The 14662-nt window shown below is 73.2% G+C and carries 11 protein-coding genes and 2 pseudogenes; 7 read left to right on the forward strand and 6 right to left on the reverse strand.

What is annotated here, in order from left to right; genetic code table 11:
• The first annotated feature begins 113 nt into the window (after positions 1-113).
• Positions 114-806 (forward strand): Tellurium resistance, encoded by a 693-nt coding sequence (locus ACWGR4_RS23900; RefSeq protein WP_078975205.1) that lies wholly within the window; start codon positions 114-116, stop codon positions 804-806.
• A gap of 76 nt (positions 807-882) precedes the next feature.
• Here ACWGR4_RS23900 and ACWGR4_RS23905 read toward each other — a convergent pair whose 3' ends face one another.
• Complete coding sequence (locus tag ACWGR4_RS23905; RefSeq protein WP_452129034.1) at positions 883-2166, reverse strand: TerD family protein; 1284 nt, start codon at positions 2164-2166, stop codon at positions 883-885.
• A 250-nt stretch (positions 2167-2416) separates the two neighbouring features.
• Between ACWGR4_RS23905 and ACWGR4_RS23910 the strand changes: the two genes are divergently transcribed.
• The 5 genes and pseudogenes from ACWGR4_RS23910 (at position 2417) to ACWGR4_RS23930 (ending at position 7727) form a co-directional block, all read left to right on the forward strand.
• Positions 2417-3589 (forward strand): HpcH/HpaI aldolase/citrate lyase family protein, encoded by a 1173-nt coding sequence (locus tag ACWGR4_RS23910; protein ID WP_379995370.1) that lies wholly within the window; start codon positions 2417-2419, stop codon positions 3587-3589.
• Between the two features lie 85 nt (positions 3590-3674).
• Positions 3675-6169, forward strand: a pseudogene (locus tag ACWGR4_RS23915) (phosphoribosyltransferase).
• Positions 6166-6999: an HAD family hydrolase gene (locus tag ACWGR4_RS23920; protein WP_379995373.1), complete on the forward strand. Its 834-nt coding sequence runs from the start codon at positions 6166-6168 to the stop codon at positions 6997-6999. Before ACWGR4_RS23915 ends, ACWGR4_RS23920 begins: the two are co-directional and overlap by 4 nt.
• Positions 7000-7233: 234 nt before the next feature.
• Positions 7234-7371, forward strand: a pseudogene (locus tag ACWGR4_RS23925) (hypothetical protein); the annotation flags it as partial.
• Positions 7372-7469: 98 nt separating this feature from the next.
• The gene (locus ACWGR4_RS23930; protein WP_452129090.1) at positions 7470-7727 is read left to right on the forward strand and encodes a hypothetical protein; all 258 of its coding nucleotides are present in this window, start codon (positions 7470-7472) and stop codon (positions 7725-7727) included.
• On the opposite strand, the gene ACWGR4_RS23935 is transcribed toward ACWGR4_RS23930, so the two are convergent.
• The 5 genes from ACWGR4_RS23935 to ACWGR4_RS23955 all read right to left on the reverse strand — a co-directional run bounded on the left by ACWGR4_RS23935 (position 7698) and on the right by ACWGR4_RS23955 (position 13120).
• Complete coding sequence (locus tag ACWGR4_RS23935; RefSeq protein ID WP_379995379.1) at positions 7698-8177, reverse strand: hypothetical protein; 480 nt, start codon at positions 8175-8177, stop codon at positions 7698-7700. The two genes, ACWGR4_RS23930 and ACWGR4_RS23935, sit on opposite strands and share 30 nt — an antisense overlap.
• Positions 8178-8444: 267 nt before the next feature.
• Positions 8445-9803 (reverse strand): hypothetical protein, encoded by a 1359-nt coding sequence (locus tag ACWGR4_RS23940; RefSeq protein WP_452129035.1) that lies wholly within the window; start codon positions 9801-9803, stop codon positions 8445-8447.
• 244 nt (positions 9804-10047) lie between these two features.
• Positions 10048-10641 (reverse strand): lytic polysaccharide monooxygenase auxiliary activity family 9 protein, encoded by a 594-nt coding sequence (locus ACWGR4_RS23945; protein WP_379995384.1) that lies wholly within the window; start codon positions 10639-10641, stop codon positions 10048-10050.
• A 336-nt stretch (positions 10642-10977) separates the two neighbouring features.
• Positions 10978-11895 (reverse strand): PhzF family phenazine biosynthesis protein, encoded by a 918-nt coding sequence (locus tag ACWGR4_RS23950; protein WP_452129036.1) that lies wholly within the window; start codon positions 11893-11895, stop codon positions 10978-10980.
• 61 nt (positions 11896-11956) lie between these two features.
• Positions 11957-13120, reverse strand: a complete 1164-nt coding sequence (locus ACWGR4_RS23955) for a serine hydrolase domain-containing protein (protein ID WP_452129037.1) — start codon at positions 13118-13120, stop codon at positions 11957-11959.
• 497 nt (positions 13121-13617) lie between these two features.
• Between ACWGR4_RS23955 and ACWGR4_RS23960 the strand changes: the two genes are divergently transcribed.
• Positions 13618-14646 (forward strand): hypothetical protein, encoded by a 1029-nt coding sequence (locus tag ACWGR4_RS23960; protein WP_452129038.1) that lies wholly within the window; start codon positions 13618-13620, stop codon positions 14644-14646.
• Positions 14647-14662: the final 16 nt, after the last annotated feature.

The following is a 14662-nucleotide window of genomic DNA, read 5'->3' on the forward strand; positions in this document are numbered from 1 at the left end:
GGTACCGCGTCCGAGCATCCGTCGGGCGCGGTACCGGTTTTTTCCGGCCCGGTTATGTTGTGTACTGAAGCCGCCACCACGCGTACGCGGGCTCGGGATCAGGGGAGGGCTTGATGCCGCTTTTCGACTGGCGTCGGGGATTGATCGAACGCGAGCCGGACCACGGCGGGCACAAGGTCGCGCTGACCCGCTCGACGCCCGAGGTCTCGCTGACCCAGGCGGGCTCGGCGACCGGCACGCTGCGGGTCAACCTGCACTGGAACCCCCAGGTCGAGCAGGCGCCGCCGCGGCAGCGCAGCGGCGGGCTGTTCCGGCCGCTGGCCGTGCAGTCGCCGCCGCTGCCGCAGAAGATCGACCTCGACCTGGGCTGCATGTGGGAGATGTCCGACGGCTCCAAGGGCGTGGTCCAGGCGCTCGGCAACCTGTACGGGCAGTTCAGCCAGCCGCCGTACGTGCGCCTGGACACCGACGACCGCTCCGGGTCGGCGTCGGGCGAGACGCTGTTCATCAACATCGACCAGGCGCGCAACGTGCGCCGACTGCTCATCTTCGTCTACATCTACGAGGGCATTCCGGCGTTCGACCAGGTCAACGGCGTGGTCACGCTGTTCCCGAACGCGGGTCTGCCGATCGAGGTGCGATTGGACGAGCACGCGCGCGAGGCGCACACCTGCGCGGTGGCGGTGGTGGAGAACCACGGCGACGACATCGTGGTCCGCCGCGAGGTCCGCTACGTGCACGGCTATCAGGCCGAGTTGGACCGCGAGTACGGGTGGGGTCTGCTGTGGGCGCGCGGCTACAAGTGAGCCGCGGGCACCGGTGATCCGGTGCGGCGGGTGACCCGGTCCGCCGAAGGACCGGGTCACCCGTGCGTGGGGCGGGTCAGCCCTGGAATTGCGGGCCCTGCGGCGGCGAGTCCAGGCGGCGCAGCTGCGGCGGGCCGCCGTGGCCCTGGGGCGGGGTGCCCTGGTGCGGCTGCGGGGGCATGCCCATGCCCTGCGGCGGGGTCATGCCCGGTTGGTACTGCCCGGGCGGCTGCGGAGCGCCGTGGGAGGGCGTGTACGGGCCCGGGGGCTGCGGGGCGCCGTGTGCGGGCGTGTAATGACCGGGAGCCGGGAGCTGCGGGCCGCCCGGGGGCATGTGCATCACGCCCGGCGGGGTCTGGAACGCGACGCCGTGCGAGGGCGTGCCGGGAGGCTGCGCGAAGCCCTGCGGCGGGGTGCCGCCCGGGCCGGGCGGGGGCGGTACGGGCGCGCCGGCGGAGGGCGTCTGCGGGTAGCCCGGGGGCGGGCCGCCGAACGTGTGCGGGGCCGGCGGCGGCGGGATCGTCGGGCCGTCGTGGCGCGGCGGGGGCGGCACCGAGGGGCCGCCGTACGGCGCGTTGCCCGACACGGGCAGCACGCCCTGTGGCGGCGCGGGCTGCTGTCGCGCGGGCGGGGCGGGCACGGGGCCGCGGTCGTACTGCGGCAGCACGGCGGTGGGCGCAGCGTCCTGGTAGGTCGGCTGCGGCTGCGGCGCCGGGGGGTTGCCGAAGACCGGCGCCGGCGGCGGCGCCGGTGCGGTGGGCGGCGACTGGTGCACCGGCGGCAGCGGCGCGGGAGCCGGGGCGGGCGGGGCGCTCGCGGGGGCCGGTTCGTCGTCGACGCTGATCCCGTAGTCGGTGGCCAGACCGGCGAGACCGCTCGCGTAGCCCTGGCCGACCGCGCGGAACTTCCACTGGTCGCCGCGCCGGTAGATCTCGCCGAACACGAACGCGGTCTCGGTGGTCGCGCCGGTGATCGGGAAGTTGAGCAGCTCGCCTCCGCCGTCGACGTCGTACAGTCGAAGGACCAGACCGGGCACCGCGCCGATCGTGCCGCCGTCGGCGGACGCGGCCACGATCACGTGTCGGACATCCGGGGTGAGCGCGGCGACGTCCACGCGGACGCCGTCGGTGCAGCGTTCGGGGGCGGTGTGCTTGCCCTCGTGGACGACCGTGCCGGAAGGGTGTCTGGGCTGGTTGTAGAAGACGAAATCGTGGTCGTCGCGCACCTTGTCGTCCGCGCCGAGCAGCAGGGCCGAGGCGTCCATGTCCGGGACACCGGCTCCCGGCCGCCATTCGAGGACCACGCGCACGGACCGGGCGGGGAGGGCCGTATTCGCTCCCTTGGACATCACCTGGGTCATGTCCCCATCCTGCCGTCCCGACGGAGTCGGGCTCAACGTGGGTCGGGGCCGTGACGATTGTGTGAACACATGGTCCTATAACCGGATCGTACGTCTTCGATTTTGCTTTTCGGTTACCGTAGGCAGCACCTGCCGGCGGCTCACCGGCTCGGCGCGTAATGCGCCTTTCGATACATCCGGGGCGGGTACGGGTTCCCTTCCCGACGCGCCTGTTTCACCACCACCGACGGTCGAGGGGGATCAGATCACGATGCGGCATTTCGGCTACCTGGACGATGCGGTCCGCGACCACCTGTTCCACCGCGAGCCGCAGACGTTCGACCGGGACAGCGATGCCGGCGTGCTCGCCTCGGCTCTCGGCGCGACCCTGTACAGTCCCGCCACGCGCGCGACGCTCGCGACGGACATCGCCAAGCAGGCCGCCCGCGGGGTGACCTCGATGGTGTTGTGCCTGGAGGACTCGATCGACGACCGCGAGGTGGTCGGCGCCGAGCAGAACCTGGTCGAGCAGTTGGCCGCGTTCGCCGGCTCCGGGGCCGAGGGGCCGCTGCTGTTCATCCGGGTCCGCCACCCCGAGCAGATCACCGACCTCGCCGAGCGGCTCGGCGACACGCTCGGCGTGCTGACCGGATTCGTACTGCCCAAGTTCGAGCCGGACAGCGGCGCGCGCTATCTCAAGGCGCTGGACGAGGCGATCACGATGAGTGGTCGCCGACTGTTCGCGATGCCCGTCCTGGAATCGCCGTCGATCGCCTACATCGAGCACCGGCGGGCCGTGCTCGCCGAACTCGCCGAGCTGATTGCCGTGCACCGCGAGCGCATCCTGGCGGTACGGATCGGGGCCACCGACTTCCAGTCGGCCTACGCGCTGCGCCGCTCGCGCGATCTGACCGCCTACGACGTGCACCTGGTGGCCCAGCTGATCGGCGACATCGTCAACGTCTTCGGCCGGGCCGACGGCACCGGACACGTGATCAGTGGGCCGGTGTGGGAGTACTTCCCGCAGGGCGAGCGGCTGTTCAAGCCGCAACTGCGGCGCACGCCGTTCGCCGAGGCGGAGGATCCGGAGGCGGTCGAGCTGCGCACCCGACTGATCTCCGCCGACCTGGACGGGCTGATCCGCGAACTCGAACTGGACAAGGCCAACGGCCTGCTCGGCAAGACCGCGATCCACCCCAGCCACGTGGCGGTGATCCACGCGATGTCGGTGGTCACGCACGAGGAGTACTGCGACGCAGGCGACATCCTCGCGGAGAGCGCGGCCGGCGGCGGGGTGCTGCGGTCGGCCTACACCAACAAGATGAACGAGGTGAAGCCGCACCGCGCGTGGGCGCAGGCGGTGATGCGTCGGGCGCACGCGTTCGGCGTGGCCCGCGAGGACGTCACGTTCGTGGACCTGCTCGCGGCGGGGGTCATGGAGTGAGCCGGCGGCCGGGGCGGGACGTCCCGGCGGGATCGGTCGATACGGGGCAACGAGGGAAGCGGGTTCGTGCGTGACGCAACATCGGATGGAAACCTGGCCGGGAGGGCCGGCGGAGTCGGGCGGGTCGACGGATACGACTACCTGGTCGGGGAGTTGGGTCGCCGAGCGGCTCGACGTGGCGCTCGCCGGGGACGGGCTCGACGCGCTGGTCGGGCTCGCGCTGCGGCGCAACCCGCGCCGGGCCCACCTGCTGGTGTCCACCGTGTTGGGCAAGCACGTCCCGCAACTGCCCGAGGTGGTGCACGACGCGGGCCGCGACCTGGGCCTGCGGGTGGCGCGCGTGCTGGCCGACGAGCCGACGCCGGTGGTGCTCGGCTACGCGGAGACCGCCACGGGCCTGGGGCACTGCGTGGCCGAGGCGCTGCCGGGGGCGGCCTACCTGCACTCCACCCGACGTCCGGTGGCCGGGGTGGACCGGTTCGGTACCTTCGAGGAGGAGCACTCGCACGCCACCTCGCACCTGATCCTGCCGCGTGATCGCGAACTGCTCTCCGGGAGCGGGCCGTTGGTTCTGGTGGACGACGAACTGTCCACCGGGCGCACGGTGTCCAACACGATCCGGGCACTGCACGCGGTCGCGCCTCGGGCGCACTACGTGATCGCCGCGCTGATCGACGTGCGCGGTCCCGCCGACCGGGCCGAGTTCGAGGTCTTCGCGGCCGAACTCGGCGCCCGGGTGGACGTGGTGGCGCTCGCGGCCGGCACCGTCGACCTGCCCGAGGACGTGCTCGCGCGCGGCACCGCGCTGGTCGCCGCGCACGAGGCGGGCGGGCCGGCGGACGAGCCGCCCGGCACGGTGCGCACCCTCGACCTGGACTGGCCGGCCGACCTGCCCGACGGCGGGCGGCACGGGTTCACCCAGGCCGACCAGGACACCCTGGAGCGGGTCCTGCCCGCCCTCGGCGCGGCGCTGGCCGGGCAGGTGGTGGGCCGGCGGATCCTGGTCCTCGGCTTCGAGGAACTGATGTACACGCCGCTGCGGTTGGCCCGCGCGCTGGCCGAGCACGTGCCGGCCGGGGTCGAGGTGCGCTACTCGACCACGACCCGCTCGCCGGTGCTGGCCGTGGACGATCCGGGCTATGCGATCCGTACCCGGCTGCAATTCCCCGCCCACGACGATCCGGCGGACGGGCCCGGCGAGCGCTACGCGTACAACGTCGCGGCCGGCGCCGACCCCGAGCGGCGCTTCGACGAGGTGCTGATCGTCGTCGACTCGGTCGCCGACACCCCCGAACTGCGCGCGCCCGGTGGGCTGTTGGACGCGCTGTCCCGGGTCACCGACCACGTCGGTCTGCTCGTCGTCCCCTCCTTCACCCCCGAGGTGCGCAGGTCATGAACCACCAGTCCGTGAACGATCGGCCCGGTGCGGCCGGACCCGACACCGGGAAGCTGCCGGAGCCGCTGTACGGTCCCGCGTTCTCCTCCTACGCCGCCGACGAGGTCGCCTGGCTGCTCAAGGACCTGTCCGCGGTCGAGTTGGAAGCGCCGCTGGAGGAGCGCGAGGAGGCGATCCAGCACGCGGGCGCGCACTATGCCGAGTCGTTGCCCATCGAGTACCAGCCCTCGCCCGAGTACCAGGCGCTGTTCCACGCCGCGCTGGACGCCTCGGCGGAGCGGATCGCGCACGCGGTCGGCGTGGTCACCGAGACCATCCTCACCGAGCGCGGCCGGGACGCGGTGCTGGTCTCGCTGGCCCGCGCCGGCACCCCGGTGGGCGTGCTGATGCGCCGCTGGGCCCGGCGCGCGCACGGCCTGACGCTGCCGCACTTCGCCGTGTCGATCGTGCGCGGACGCGGCATCGACACCACCGCGCTGCGCTGGCTGGGCCGTGAGTTCGACCCGTCGCGGATCGTCTTCGTGGACGGCTGGACCGGCAAGGGCGCGATCACCCGCGAGTTGTCCGACGCGCTGGACGTGACCGCGGCGACCACCGGCATGCGGTTCGACCCGGAGTTGGCCGTGCTCGCCGACCCGGGCTCGTGCGTGCGTACCTACGGCACCCGGGACGACTTCCTGATCCCGTCGGCGTGCCTGAACTCGACGGTGTCCGGACTGGTCTCGCGCACCGTGCTGCGCGACGACCTGATCGGGCCGGACGAGTTCCACGGCGCGAAGTTCTACGCCGAGTTGGCCGGCGCGGACGTGTCCGGGCTGTTCCTGGACGCCGTCGCCGAACGGTTCGACGCGGTGGCCGAGGACGTGGCGCGCGACCAACGCGTGCTCGCCGCGAGCGACCGCACGCCGACCTGGGCCGGATGGCGCGCGGTCGAGCGGATCGGCGCCGAGTACGGGATCGACAACATCAACCTGATCAAGCCCGGGGTCGGCGAGACCACGCGGGTGCTGCTGCGCCGGGTGCCGTGGCAGATCCTGGCCCGCGAGGGGGTCGGCGCGGAGCTGGACCACGTGCGGATGCTCGCCGCCCAGCGCGGGGTGCCGGTGATCGACGTGGACGACCTGCCGTACTCGTGCGTGGGTCTGGTCAAACCGGGCTTTCGCCGGGACGGGAGCGCCGCGTGAACGTGCTGGTGGCCAGTGACCTGGACCGGACCCTGATCTACTCGAAGGCCGCCGCGCGGCTGGGGTTGGCCCCCGAGGAGCCGACGCCCGAGCTGGTGTGCGTGGAGGAGTACGAGGGCGCGCCGATGTCCTTCGTCACCCGCCGGGCCGGCGCACTGTTGGCCGAGCTCGCCGAGCACAGCACGTTCGTGCCCACCACCACGCGCACCCGGGAGCAGTACGGGCGGATCGTACTGCCCGGCCGGGCCCCGGAGTTCGCGATCTGCGCCAATGGCGGCCACCTGCTCGTGCACGGCGAGAGCGACCCGGACTGGCACGCGGGGGTGCGCAAGACGCTCGCCGCGAAGGCCGCGCCGCTGCCGGAGGTGATCGCCCACCTCGAAGTGGTCGCCCGACCCGAGTGGACGCTCAAACTCCGGGTGGCCGAGGACCTGTTCGGCTACCTGGTGGTGGAACGCGCGGCGCTGCCGCCGGAGTTCGTGCCGGAGCTGACCGAGTGGGCGAACGCGCGCGGCTACGGCGTCTCGCTCCAGGGACGCAAGCTCTACCTCGTCCCGGACGCGCTGACCAAGGGCGACGCGGTGCGCGAAGTGGCTCGACGGGCCTCCGCCGATGCGGTGTTCGCGGCCGGTGACTCGCTCTTGGACATCGAACTGTTGCGGGCCGCGGTCGCCGGGGTGCGGCCGGGGCATGGCGAACTGGCCGACAGCAACTGGTCGGCGCCGCATGTGGAGGCGTTGGCCGCGATGGGACTGTCCGCGGGGGAGCGGATCGCGGAGTGGCTGTTGGAGCACAGTCGGGGTCGGGCTCGGCCGGTGGTCGGGGCGTAGGGGGCCGGGCCGGCGCTCTGGCGCCGAGTGTGTCGTGTGGTGGGCCGGGCCGGATCCGGACGCGGCCGTGCGGGCCTGGTTCGGTGCGCTTCGACACGACCTGTCGGCTGTGCGGGTGTGACCGGGGCAAGCCGAGGGTGGTGCACGGCCCGGCCGGGGCTCGACTTCGCCATCTCGCACGCCGGGGAGTGGGTTGTGCTCGCGGTGGTCGAGGGCGCCGAGGTGGGCGTGGACGTGGAGCGGATCGCCACCGTCGACGGCACGCTGTCCAGTGCCGAGCCGGCCGCGCGGGACCGGCTCCCGGCGCGCCTGCGGGCGGCCGACGCGATCACCCGGTGGACCCGCAAGGAGGCGCTGCTCAAGGTGTGCGGGCTCGGTCTGACCGTCGGTCCGCTGCCGGTTGACGGTGTCGGGCGTGGGCGAGCCGCCCCGATTGTTGGACTGGCCGGATCCGCCGGAGGCGGCGGGGGGTGCCCGGCGACCTTGCGGCGATCGACCACCCGGACGGCGGACATCCGCACCGCGGGCAGGATGCGGTGCGGATGTACGACCTGGCGCCGGGCGTCGGCTACGCGGCGACGGTGGCGCTGCGCGGACCCGGGCCGGACACGGTGCGCGAGTGCTGGGTGGACGCGGTTTCGGCGCCGGGCGGGGCGATGCCGGGCCGGGTGGCGCCCGGTGAGGTGGCGCCGGATCGGTCAGACGCAGGCGCCGCGGACGGTCAGTAGTTCGGCGCGGGCGTGCAGCTGTCGGCCGCACTCCATGTCGAAGGTCAGCTCGAAGCCGTCGCGCGCGGCGCGCACCCGGGTCAGCGCGACCTCGGTGAACCGGTCGAGCGCGCCGCACAACTCGTGCATGACCACCCCGGTCGAGGACAGGCCGAGCACCGTACCGTCGCCGAGGGTGACCAGGTCGCAGCCGCGGTTGCCGGCCGCCGCCTGGGCGTCGGTCACCCGCAGCGGACCGCGTCCGAGCGAGTGCAGCCAGCTGACCGCCCGGCGATGCAGCACCGCGCGCTCCTCCTCGTAGGCGACGGCCATCATGCGGTGCATGTCGGTCATGTCGTCGGTGTGCAGGGGCAACACCGGGGCCGTCCGCGGAGCCCGGCGCAGCGCGCGCAGGCAGGGCGGTGCCAGGACGAGGAGAAACACGAACAGGAGCATCAAGAGCACGGGCATGTGCGACTTCCCGGTGTCAGCATCGTGGTCGCCGGCGCGGCGCGCGGGATCCGTCCCCGTGAATCGGGACCAAGGTCCCGAAGTCGGCCGGTCCGTCGACTTTAAACCTTGAATTTCGGGAAAGTGGCCACCGGTGCCGATTCTTTACCCGACCGGTCGAACGTGGCGACGAAATCGCTACGTGGAGTTGCCGATTGTGCGCCGACTGCGGAAAATGTCGGATTTCGGGGAGCGGATGATCGCTGTGCGTAGTGTCCGGGTTTGGCGTCAGTGCGGGCCGGGGCCGGCCCGGTCCTCGCGGATCACCTGCACGGTGGCCGCGACCTCGGCGCGGATGTCCCGGGTCTCGCTGAGAAAGCGCCACCAGTCGGGGCGGGGCTGCTCCGGCTCCGCGGCGATCGCCTCCAGGCGGTACACCAGCGCGTCCAGCCGGCGGGCGTAGCGCTCCTCGGCGTTGGCCCGGCCGCCGAGGGCGAGCCGCTGGGCGTCGCGCAGCGCGAATCGGGTCCGCTCCAGCTCGGCCTCCGGGTCGCGGGCCACCTCCTCCAGCGCGCGCAGCCGGTCGTTGACCGAGGCCATCGCCTCGTCGGCGTCCTTGAGGGTGGCCCGGGCGGTGGCCAGCCGGCTGACCGCGTCGGCGTACTCGCCGCGCCCGGCCGCGGCGCCGGCCTCCTCCAGGCGGCTGCGGGCCACGCCCAGGGACTGTCGAGTGCGCGCCGGGACCTGCTCCAAGTCGACCCAGCAGGACTGTACGTAGTCGCGGCGCAGGCGGTGCAGGGCCGGCTCGATCGTGGCCAGGCGGGATTCCAGCGCCTGGGCGCGAGTGCGCAGCGAGGACAGCCGGTTGGTGACCTCCTCGCGCTGCCTGGGCAGCCGCTCGGCCTCCGCGCGCAGCTCACCGGCCGCGGTCTCGATCCGCCGGGCCACCTCCAGCGTGCCCGGGATGCCGAGCGCGGCCGGGCCCCGGTCCAGCTCGGTCAGATCGGCGCGTACGGCGGCCAGTCGGGTGGTGAGCGTGGTCGAGCCGAGGCCGGCCCGCTCGGTCGCGGCGACCGCCTGTTCGGCCTCGGCGGCGGCGCGGCGGGCCCGGTCCACGGCGGGGGGCAGTTGGCCGAGCGCCTGTTCGGCGTCGGCGAGCAGCGGGCCGAGCGAGGTGCCGAAGCGGTCCAACTCCTGGCGCACGGCGTCGAGCCGGCTCGCCACCTCCGCCAACTCCCGCCGGGCGGACTCGTATTCGTCGGTCTCCAGCTCCACGTCGAGCGGATGCCGGTCCATCAGCGCGATGTAGGCCGCGCTCGCCTCGTCGATCCGCAGGCTCACCGCGGCGAAGCCGCGCAGCGCGTCCTCGGAGCCGCGCGCGCCGCGTACGGCTCGGACCGTCTCCAGCGAGAGCATCATGTCCCGCTGTGCGGTGTCCAGCTGGAGGAACGCCTCGCCCGCCGCCTCGCGCGCGGCCAGCGCGGCCGAGCGGGCGGCGTCCTTGCGCCGGCGCCACGGGCGGGTCTCGCCGCCGGCGAACGCGCCCGGGAGCAGCGCCAGGAGCAGCGGCGCGAGCGTGATCGACAGGGGAAGGCCACCCCCGAGGGACCGTCGTGCGGATCCGACCACCACGCCTGCTCCCGTCACCGTGTGAACTGTGCGCACTCCATCCTGCCCATCCTTCCAGGTGCTGTCCGATGGAGGTCCACCAACCGTCCCTTCGGCGCGTGTCCGGGGTCGGACGGGGCGCATGGGGGGCGGTGTGGGGGTGGGCCGTCGGGCCTGGTGGGTGGGCGGGTGCGTTGGGGTGTGGGGCGTGGCGCGCCCGGCGGTCGTTGTGGGTGACCGCCGGGCGGGGTGTGACGGGGTGGTACCGGTGGGTGTGCTTCGGTCAGAAGGTCACGTCGGAGCAGGAGTAGAACGCGTTGTCGGTGTCGTCGATGTCCCAGACGGCGAAGATCAGCGCGCGGCCGGTGCGGCCGGCCGGGAGGGTGCCGGTGTGCACCTGGTGCGCGGCGGGCTGGGCACCGTGGTACGGGACGGTCAGGAACGGGGTGCTCTCGATCTGGGCGCGGCTGATCGGCGTCGCGGGATTCCAGGTCGGCTTGGTGATGTAGTAGCGGAACGACGTGGTCGAGTGTCGGGCCTCGATCTCCCAGGTGAAGCTGAACGAGGCGCCGGAGGTGAGCGGGGTGGCCGGCCAGGTGCCGTTGCGGGGGTTGTCGAGCGGGGCCCAGCGGCCGTCCGCGCCGGCGCACAGCTGCCCGTCGGGCGGTCCGCCCGCGGGGTAGCCCTTGGGGCCCTCGACGCTCTGCGGCTCCCACTGGATGTCGCCGCAGCGCTTGACCTTGCCCTCGCCGCACAACGCGGAGCGGCTGGCCGGGCTGGAGATGTACCCGTGGGCGGAGGCGGAGGACGCCGGCAGTAGGAACGGCAGGGCGAGCACCGAAGCGCTCAGCGTGGCCAGGAGGGTGCTCTTGCGCATCGAACTTCTCCTCGTGAACGAAGTCGTGCCGGGACGGGCAGACTCGTTCGGACGCGGCCTCGAAACGGTCCGCGCGCGTGCGCACGTGCGCCGGAGCGCGGATGTCGCGAGTCGATGGGACGTCGACATCCGCATCCGAACGTGGAACCACACGATCCGGGTGCGGATCGTGTCGGGTGCGACCTGCGCGAGTCGCGTGCCTTCGTTACCGGGGGCGCTCTTTCACGCTAGAAGCGGTGATTCCGGTCGGTCAATGGTCTGGACCACGTGCGGCACAAATTGGCTAACCCGGATCGGGGTCGTCGACGGCGCGGGTGGGCGGCGTCGGGCACGGGTTCAGCCGGCCGGGTCGGGGATCGGGACGGCCGGGCCGGAGACGCGGATGCGGGGGTCGTGTTCGTCGAGGTCGACGGTGAGTACGCCGGGGCGGCCGAGGTCGTCGCCCTGGTGCAGGGTGAGGGTGGCCCGCGCGGGGACCAGGGACAGGGCGCGCAGGTAGTGGCCGAGGGCCGCCGCGGCGGCGCCGGTGGCCGGGTCCTCGATCACGCCGCCGACCGGGAACGGGTCGCGGACGTGGAAGGTGTCCGCCGAGGTGCGTCGGACCAGTTGCAGCGTGGTCAGGTCGCGGGCCCGCATGAAGGCGGCGAGGCCGTCGAAGTCGTAGTCCAGGTCGGCCAGGCGGGACCGGGTCGCGGCGGCCAGGATCAGGTGGTGGGCGCCGGCGTAGGCGTAGCCGGGCGGCAGCTCGGGGTCGAGGTCGTCGGCACTCCAGCCGAGCAGGGCCAGCGCCTCGGCGACGTCGGCGGCCGGGGCGGGGGTGTGGTGCGGCTCGACGCTGGTGAGCGTGGCGCGGAGCCGGCCGTCGGGGCCGGGGGCGACGTCGACCGGGACGAGGCCGGCCGGGGTGGTGAAGGCGAGCGGGCCGGGGCCGATGCGTTCGGCGAGGGCGATCGCGGCGGCGATGGTGGCGTGGCCGCAGAAGGAGACCTCGGCGAGGGGGCTGAAGTAGCGGACGGTGTAGGTGCGGGGGGTGGGGGCTGTGGCTGTGGGTGTGGCCGTGGGTGCGGCTTCGGTTCGGGTGAGGAAGGCTGTTTCGGAGTAGCCGAGTTCGGCGGCGATCGTGAGCATGTCCCGGTCGGTCAGGGCGCCGGCGTCCAAGACCACGCCGGCGGGGTTGCCGCCGTTCGGGTCGGTGGAGAAGGCGGTGTAGCGAAGCGGGGCGGCGGCGGTGGGTGCCGGGTCCGATGTCGTCATGTCGCAGGGCAACGTTGCCGGGTGGCGGGACGATTCCCGGGACCGCGGGCGGGTTGTGGGGTCAGGCGTGGGCGGCGAGTTGCCAGAACGTGCGCATCACGGCGGGCGGAGTGGGGCCCGCGAGTTGCACCTGGGTGAAGAGGATGGCGGTGCTGCCGGTCGCCGGGACGATGTGGGCCGTGGTGCCGGTGCCGCCGACCCATCCGTAGCGGCCGGGGACGTTCCACGCGTTGACGGCCTCGATGTCGACGGAGCCGCCGAAGCCCCACCCCTGGCCCTCCAGGAACAGGCCGGTGGTCTTGCGCTGCGCCGGGGTCAGGTGGTTGGTGGTCATCCGACGGATCGACTCCGGGGAGAGCAGACGCCGCCCGGCGACGGTGCCCTCGGCGAGGAGCAGGCGGGCGAAGGTGTGGTAGTCGTCCACGGTGGAGACCAGGCCGCCTCCGCCGGACGGGAAGGCGGGTGGGGTGCTCCACTGGCCGGTGGGACCGTCGACGGTGCGGAGGGTGCCGTCCGGATCGGCGAGGTGGCAGGTGGTGAACCGCTCCAGGTCGGCGGGCGGTACCGCGAAGCCGGTGTCGACCATGGCGAGCGGTTCGAATAGTCGTTCGCTGAGGAATTCGGGCAGCGGACGACCGGCCGCCCGGGCGATCAGTACGCCGAGGATGTCCGAACAGGTGTTGTAGAGCCAGGCCTCGCCCGGCTGGTGGAGCAGCGGGATGTCGGACAGCCGCGCCATCCACTCGTCGGGTGCGGGGACCTGTTGCGGCTGCGGCGGACCCTGGCCCAGCTTTTCCATCAGCGGGGCGAGCGCGGGCAGCGAGAAGTCGCTCGGGAAGCCGTAGCCGGCTCGGAAGGTGAGCAGGTCGAACACGGTGATCGGGCGATCGGCGGGGACCACGTCGTCGATCGCGGCGGTGGGCGTGCGGACCACGCTTCGGTCGGCCAGTTCCGGGAGGAGGTCGTCGACCGGGTCGTCCGGGGAGATCCGGCCGTCCTCGATCAGCATCATGGCCGCGGCGGCGACGACGGGCTTGGTGAGGGACGCGATGCGGAAAATCGAGTCCCGGGCCATCGGGGCGGTACCGGCGGCGTCGAGGGAGCCGGCGGCCCGTACCTCGACGCGGTCGCCGCGGGCGATCAGGGCGACGGCGCCCGGGAGTGTTCCCTCGGCGATGTGGGTTTCGAGCAGCGTTCGCAGGTCGTCGGGGGTGTTCGGGTTCATCGGGTCGGCTCCTCGGGGGCGACGTGCGGGTCGGCTGCGCGTGCGCGGCGGTCTCCGTACCGCCGAAAGGCAGACTCCGCGGGGGGTGCGGAATCATCGCTCCGGTACGGGCGAATCATGGGCGGATGGCCGGCGGCGGGTCGGGGGACACGGTGGGCGGATCGGTACGGACCGTGTGCCTCAGGAGGACGTGGGTGCGGTTCAATACCGTGGCTTCGGAATTCAACTGCCTTGGCGTGGAACGTACTTCATGTTCCGGGCGAATTTCCGTGACGCGCCGGGGGGTCCACTGCGTTCTATCTAGTGGGTGAGCGGGCGGCATGCGGCGCGGTCCGGCGGGTTGCCGGTCGCGCTCCGTGGTCGCGCCCGTATCCGGTACGGAACGGAACGGAACGGAACGGCCGCCCGATCCGAGCGGGGAGCGGGCGACCTGCCGACACCGCCTCGGGGCGGGGCACGACACGTGGTGGAACGGATGTCTAGGAGACAGCAGGCCGATGGGATCCCCGGGTTCTGAGGAGCAGCAGTTGGCCGCCGCGATGCGCGGGGCGGCGACCGAATTGATTCCGCCCGCGGGGTTGGTCGCGGGCGGGATCACCCGGGGGCGCCGGATGCGCCGGACGCGTCGGATGCGGATCGGCGCGTCGGCGCTGGCGGTGGTGGCGCTGGGCGGGGCCGCCGCGGTGGTGCTCCCGGGGATGGACGACGGTCGGTCGGCGGTCCGGGCGACGTCGGGGCCGGCGGGCGTACAGAGCGGTGCGCCCGGGCCGAGTACGAGCCCTCCTCCCGACCCGGCGGCCGTTCCGCCGCCGGGAAAGGAAGCCGTCTCCCCGCAGGAGATCGCGCGGATCCTTCGGCAGACGCCGCTGGGCGGCAGCATGCGGGACCCCACCGGGGGCGAGATCGTGCCGAAGACGGGGGACCCGAGTTCGGTGGGTGCGTTCGCCGTGACGCTGGTGGTGACCAACAAGGGAGCGGCGACGCTCACGGTGACGGTGCAGGCGAGCGGTCAGGATCCCGCGGGTGACGACTGCGCGGCGGTACGGAAGCTGTACCGCCTCTGCGATGTCTTCGTGGAATCCGACGGTACGCACGGCTACCTCGCGCAGACTCGGCCCGAGGGGCAGACCGTGGACCCCGGCGGCAAGGAACCCTCGGCATGGGCCGCGCAGGTGATCCGCCGCGACGGTGTGCGGGTTTCGGCGACGTCGACGTCGAGGGTCGACGCCGGAAGCGTGGGGATAGGGATGCCGGGGTACGCGATCGTGCCGATCAAGCAGCTTCGGGACATCGTGATGTCGCCGAGTTGGGCGCTCTGGGTCGATCCGGAGGTCAATCTGGCCGCGCGGGCGAAGATGCTCGATTTCCGGGCGCAGGCCCCGACCGGCACTCCTCAGACACCGCGGAATCGGGACCTGCCGGGCAGCACCGCGCCCCCGGCCGTGCCGACGGGTGAGCCCTCGCAGTTGCCGGACGCGGGTGGCGGGGGCGGGGGCGGGGGCGGGGGCGGGGGCGCGGGGCGGTAGGTGCCTGGTGCCTGGG

The organism is Embleya sp. NPDC055664, from assembly GCF_053618075.1.

Coding starts and splice junctions, on each gene's coding strand:
- ACWGR4_RS23900 (WP_078975205.1), top strand. CDS start 114: ATGCCGCTTTTCGACTGGCGTCGGGGATTGATCGAACGCGAGCCGGAC.
- ACWGR4_RS23905 (WP_452129034.1), bottom strand. CDS start 2,166: ATGACCCAGGTGATGTCCAAGGGAGCGAATACGGCCCTCCCCGCCCGG.
- ACWGR4_RS23910 (WP_379995370.1), top strand. CDS start 2,417: ATGCGGCATTTCGGCTACCTGGACGATGCGGTCCGCGACCACCTGTTC.
- ACWGR4_RS23935 (WP_379995379.1), bottom strand. CDS start 8,177: ATGCCCGTGCTCTTGATGCTCCTGTTCGTGTTTCTCCTCGTCCTGGCA.
- ACWGR4_RS23945 (WP_379995384.1), bottom strand. CDS start 10,641: ATGCGCAAGAGCACCCTCCTGGCCACGCTGAGCGCTTCGGTGCTCGCC.
- ACWGR4_RS23950 (WP_452129036.1), bottom strand. CDS start 11,895: ATGACGACATCGGACCCGGCACCCACCGCCGCCGCCCCGCTTCGCTAC.
- ACWGR4_RS23955 (WP_452129037.1), bottom strand. CDS start 13,120: ATGAACCCGAACACCCCCGACGACCTGCGAACGCTGCTCGAAACCCAC.
- ACWGR4_RS23960 (WP_452129038.1), top strand. CDS start 13,618: ATGGGATCCCCGGGTTCTGAGGAGCAGCAGTTGGCCGCCGCGATGCGC.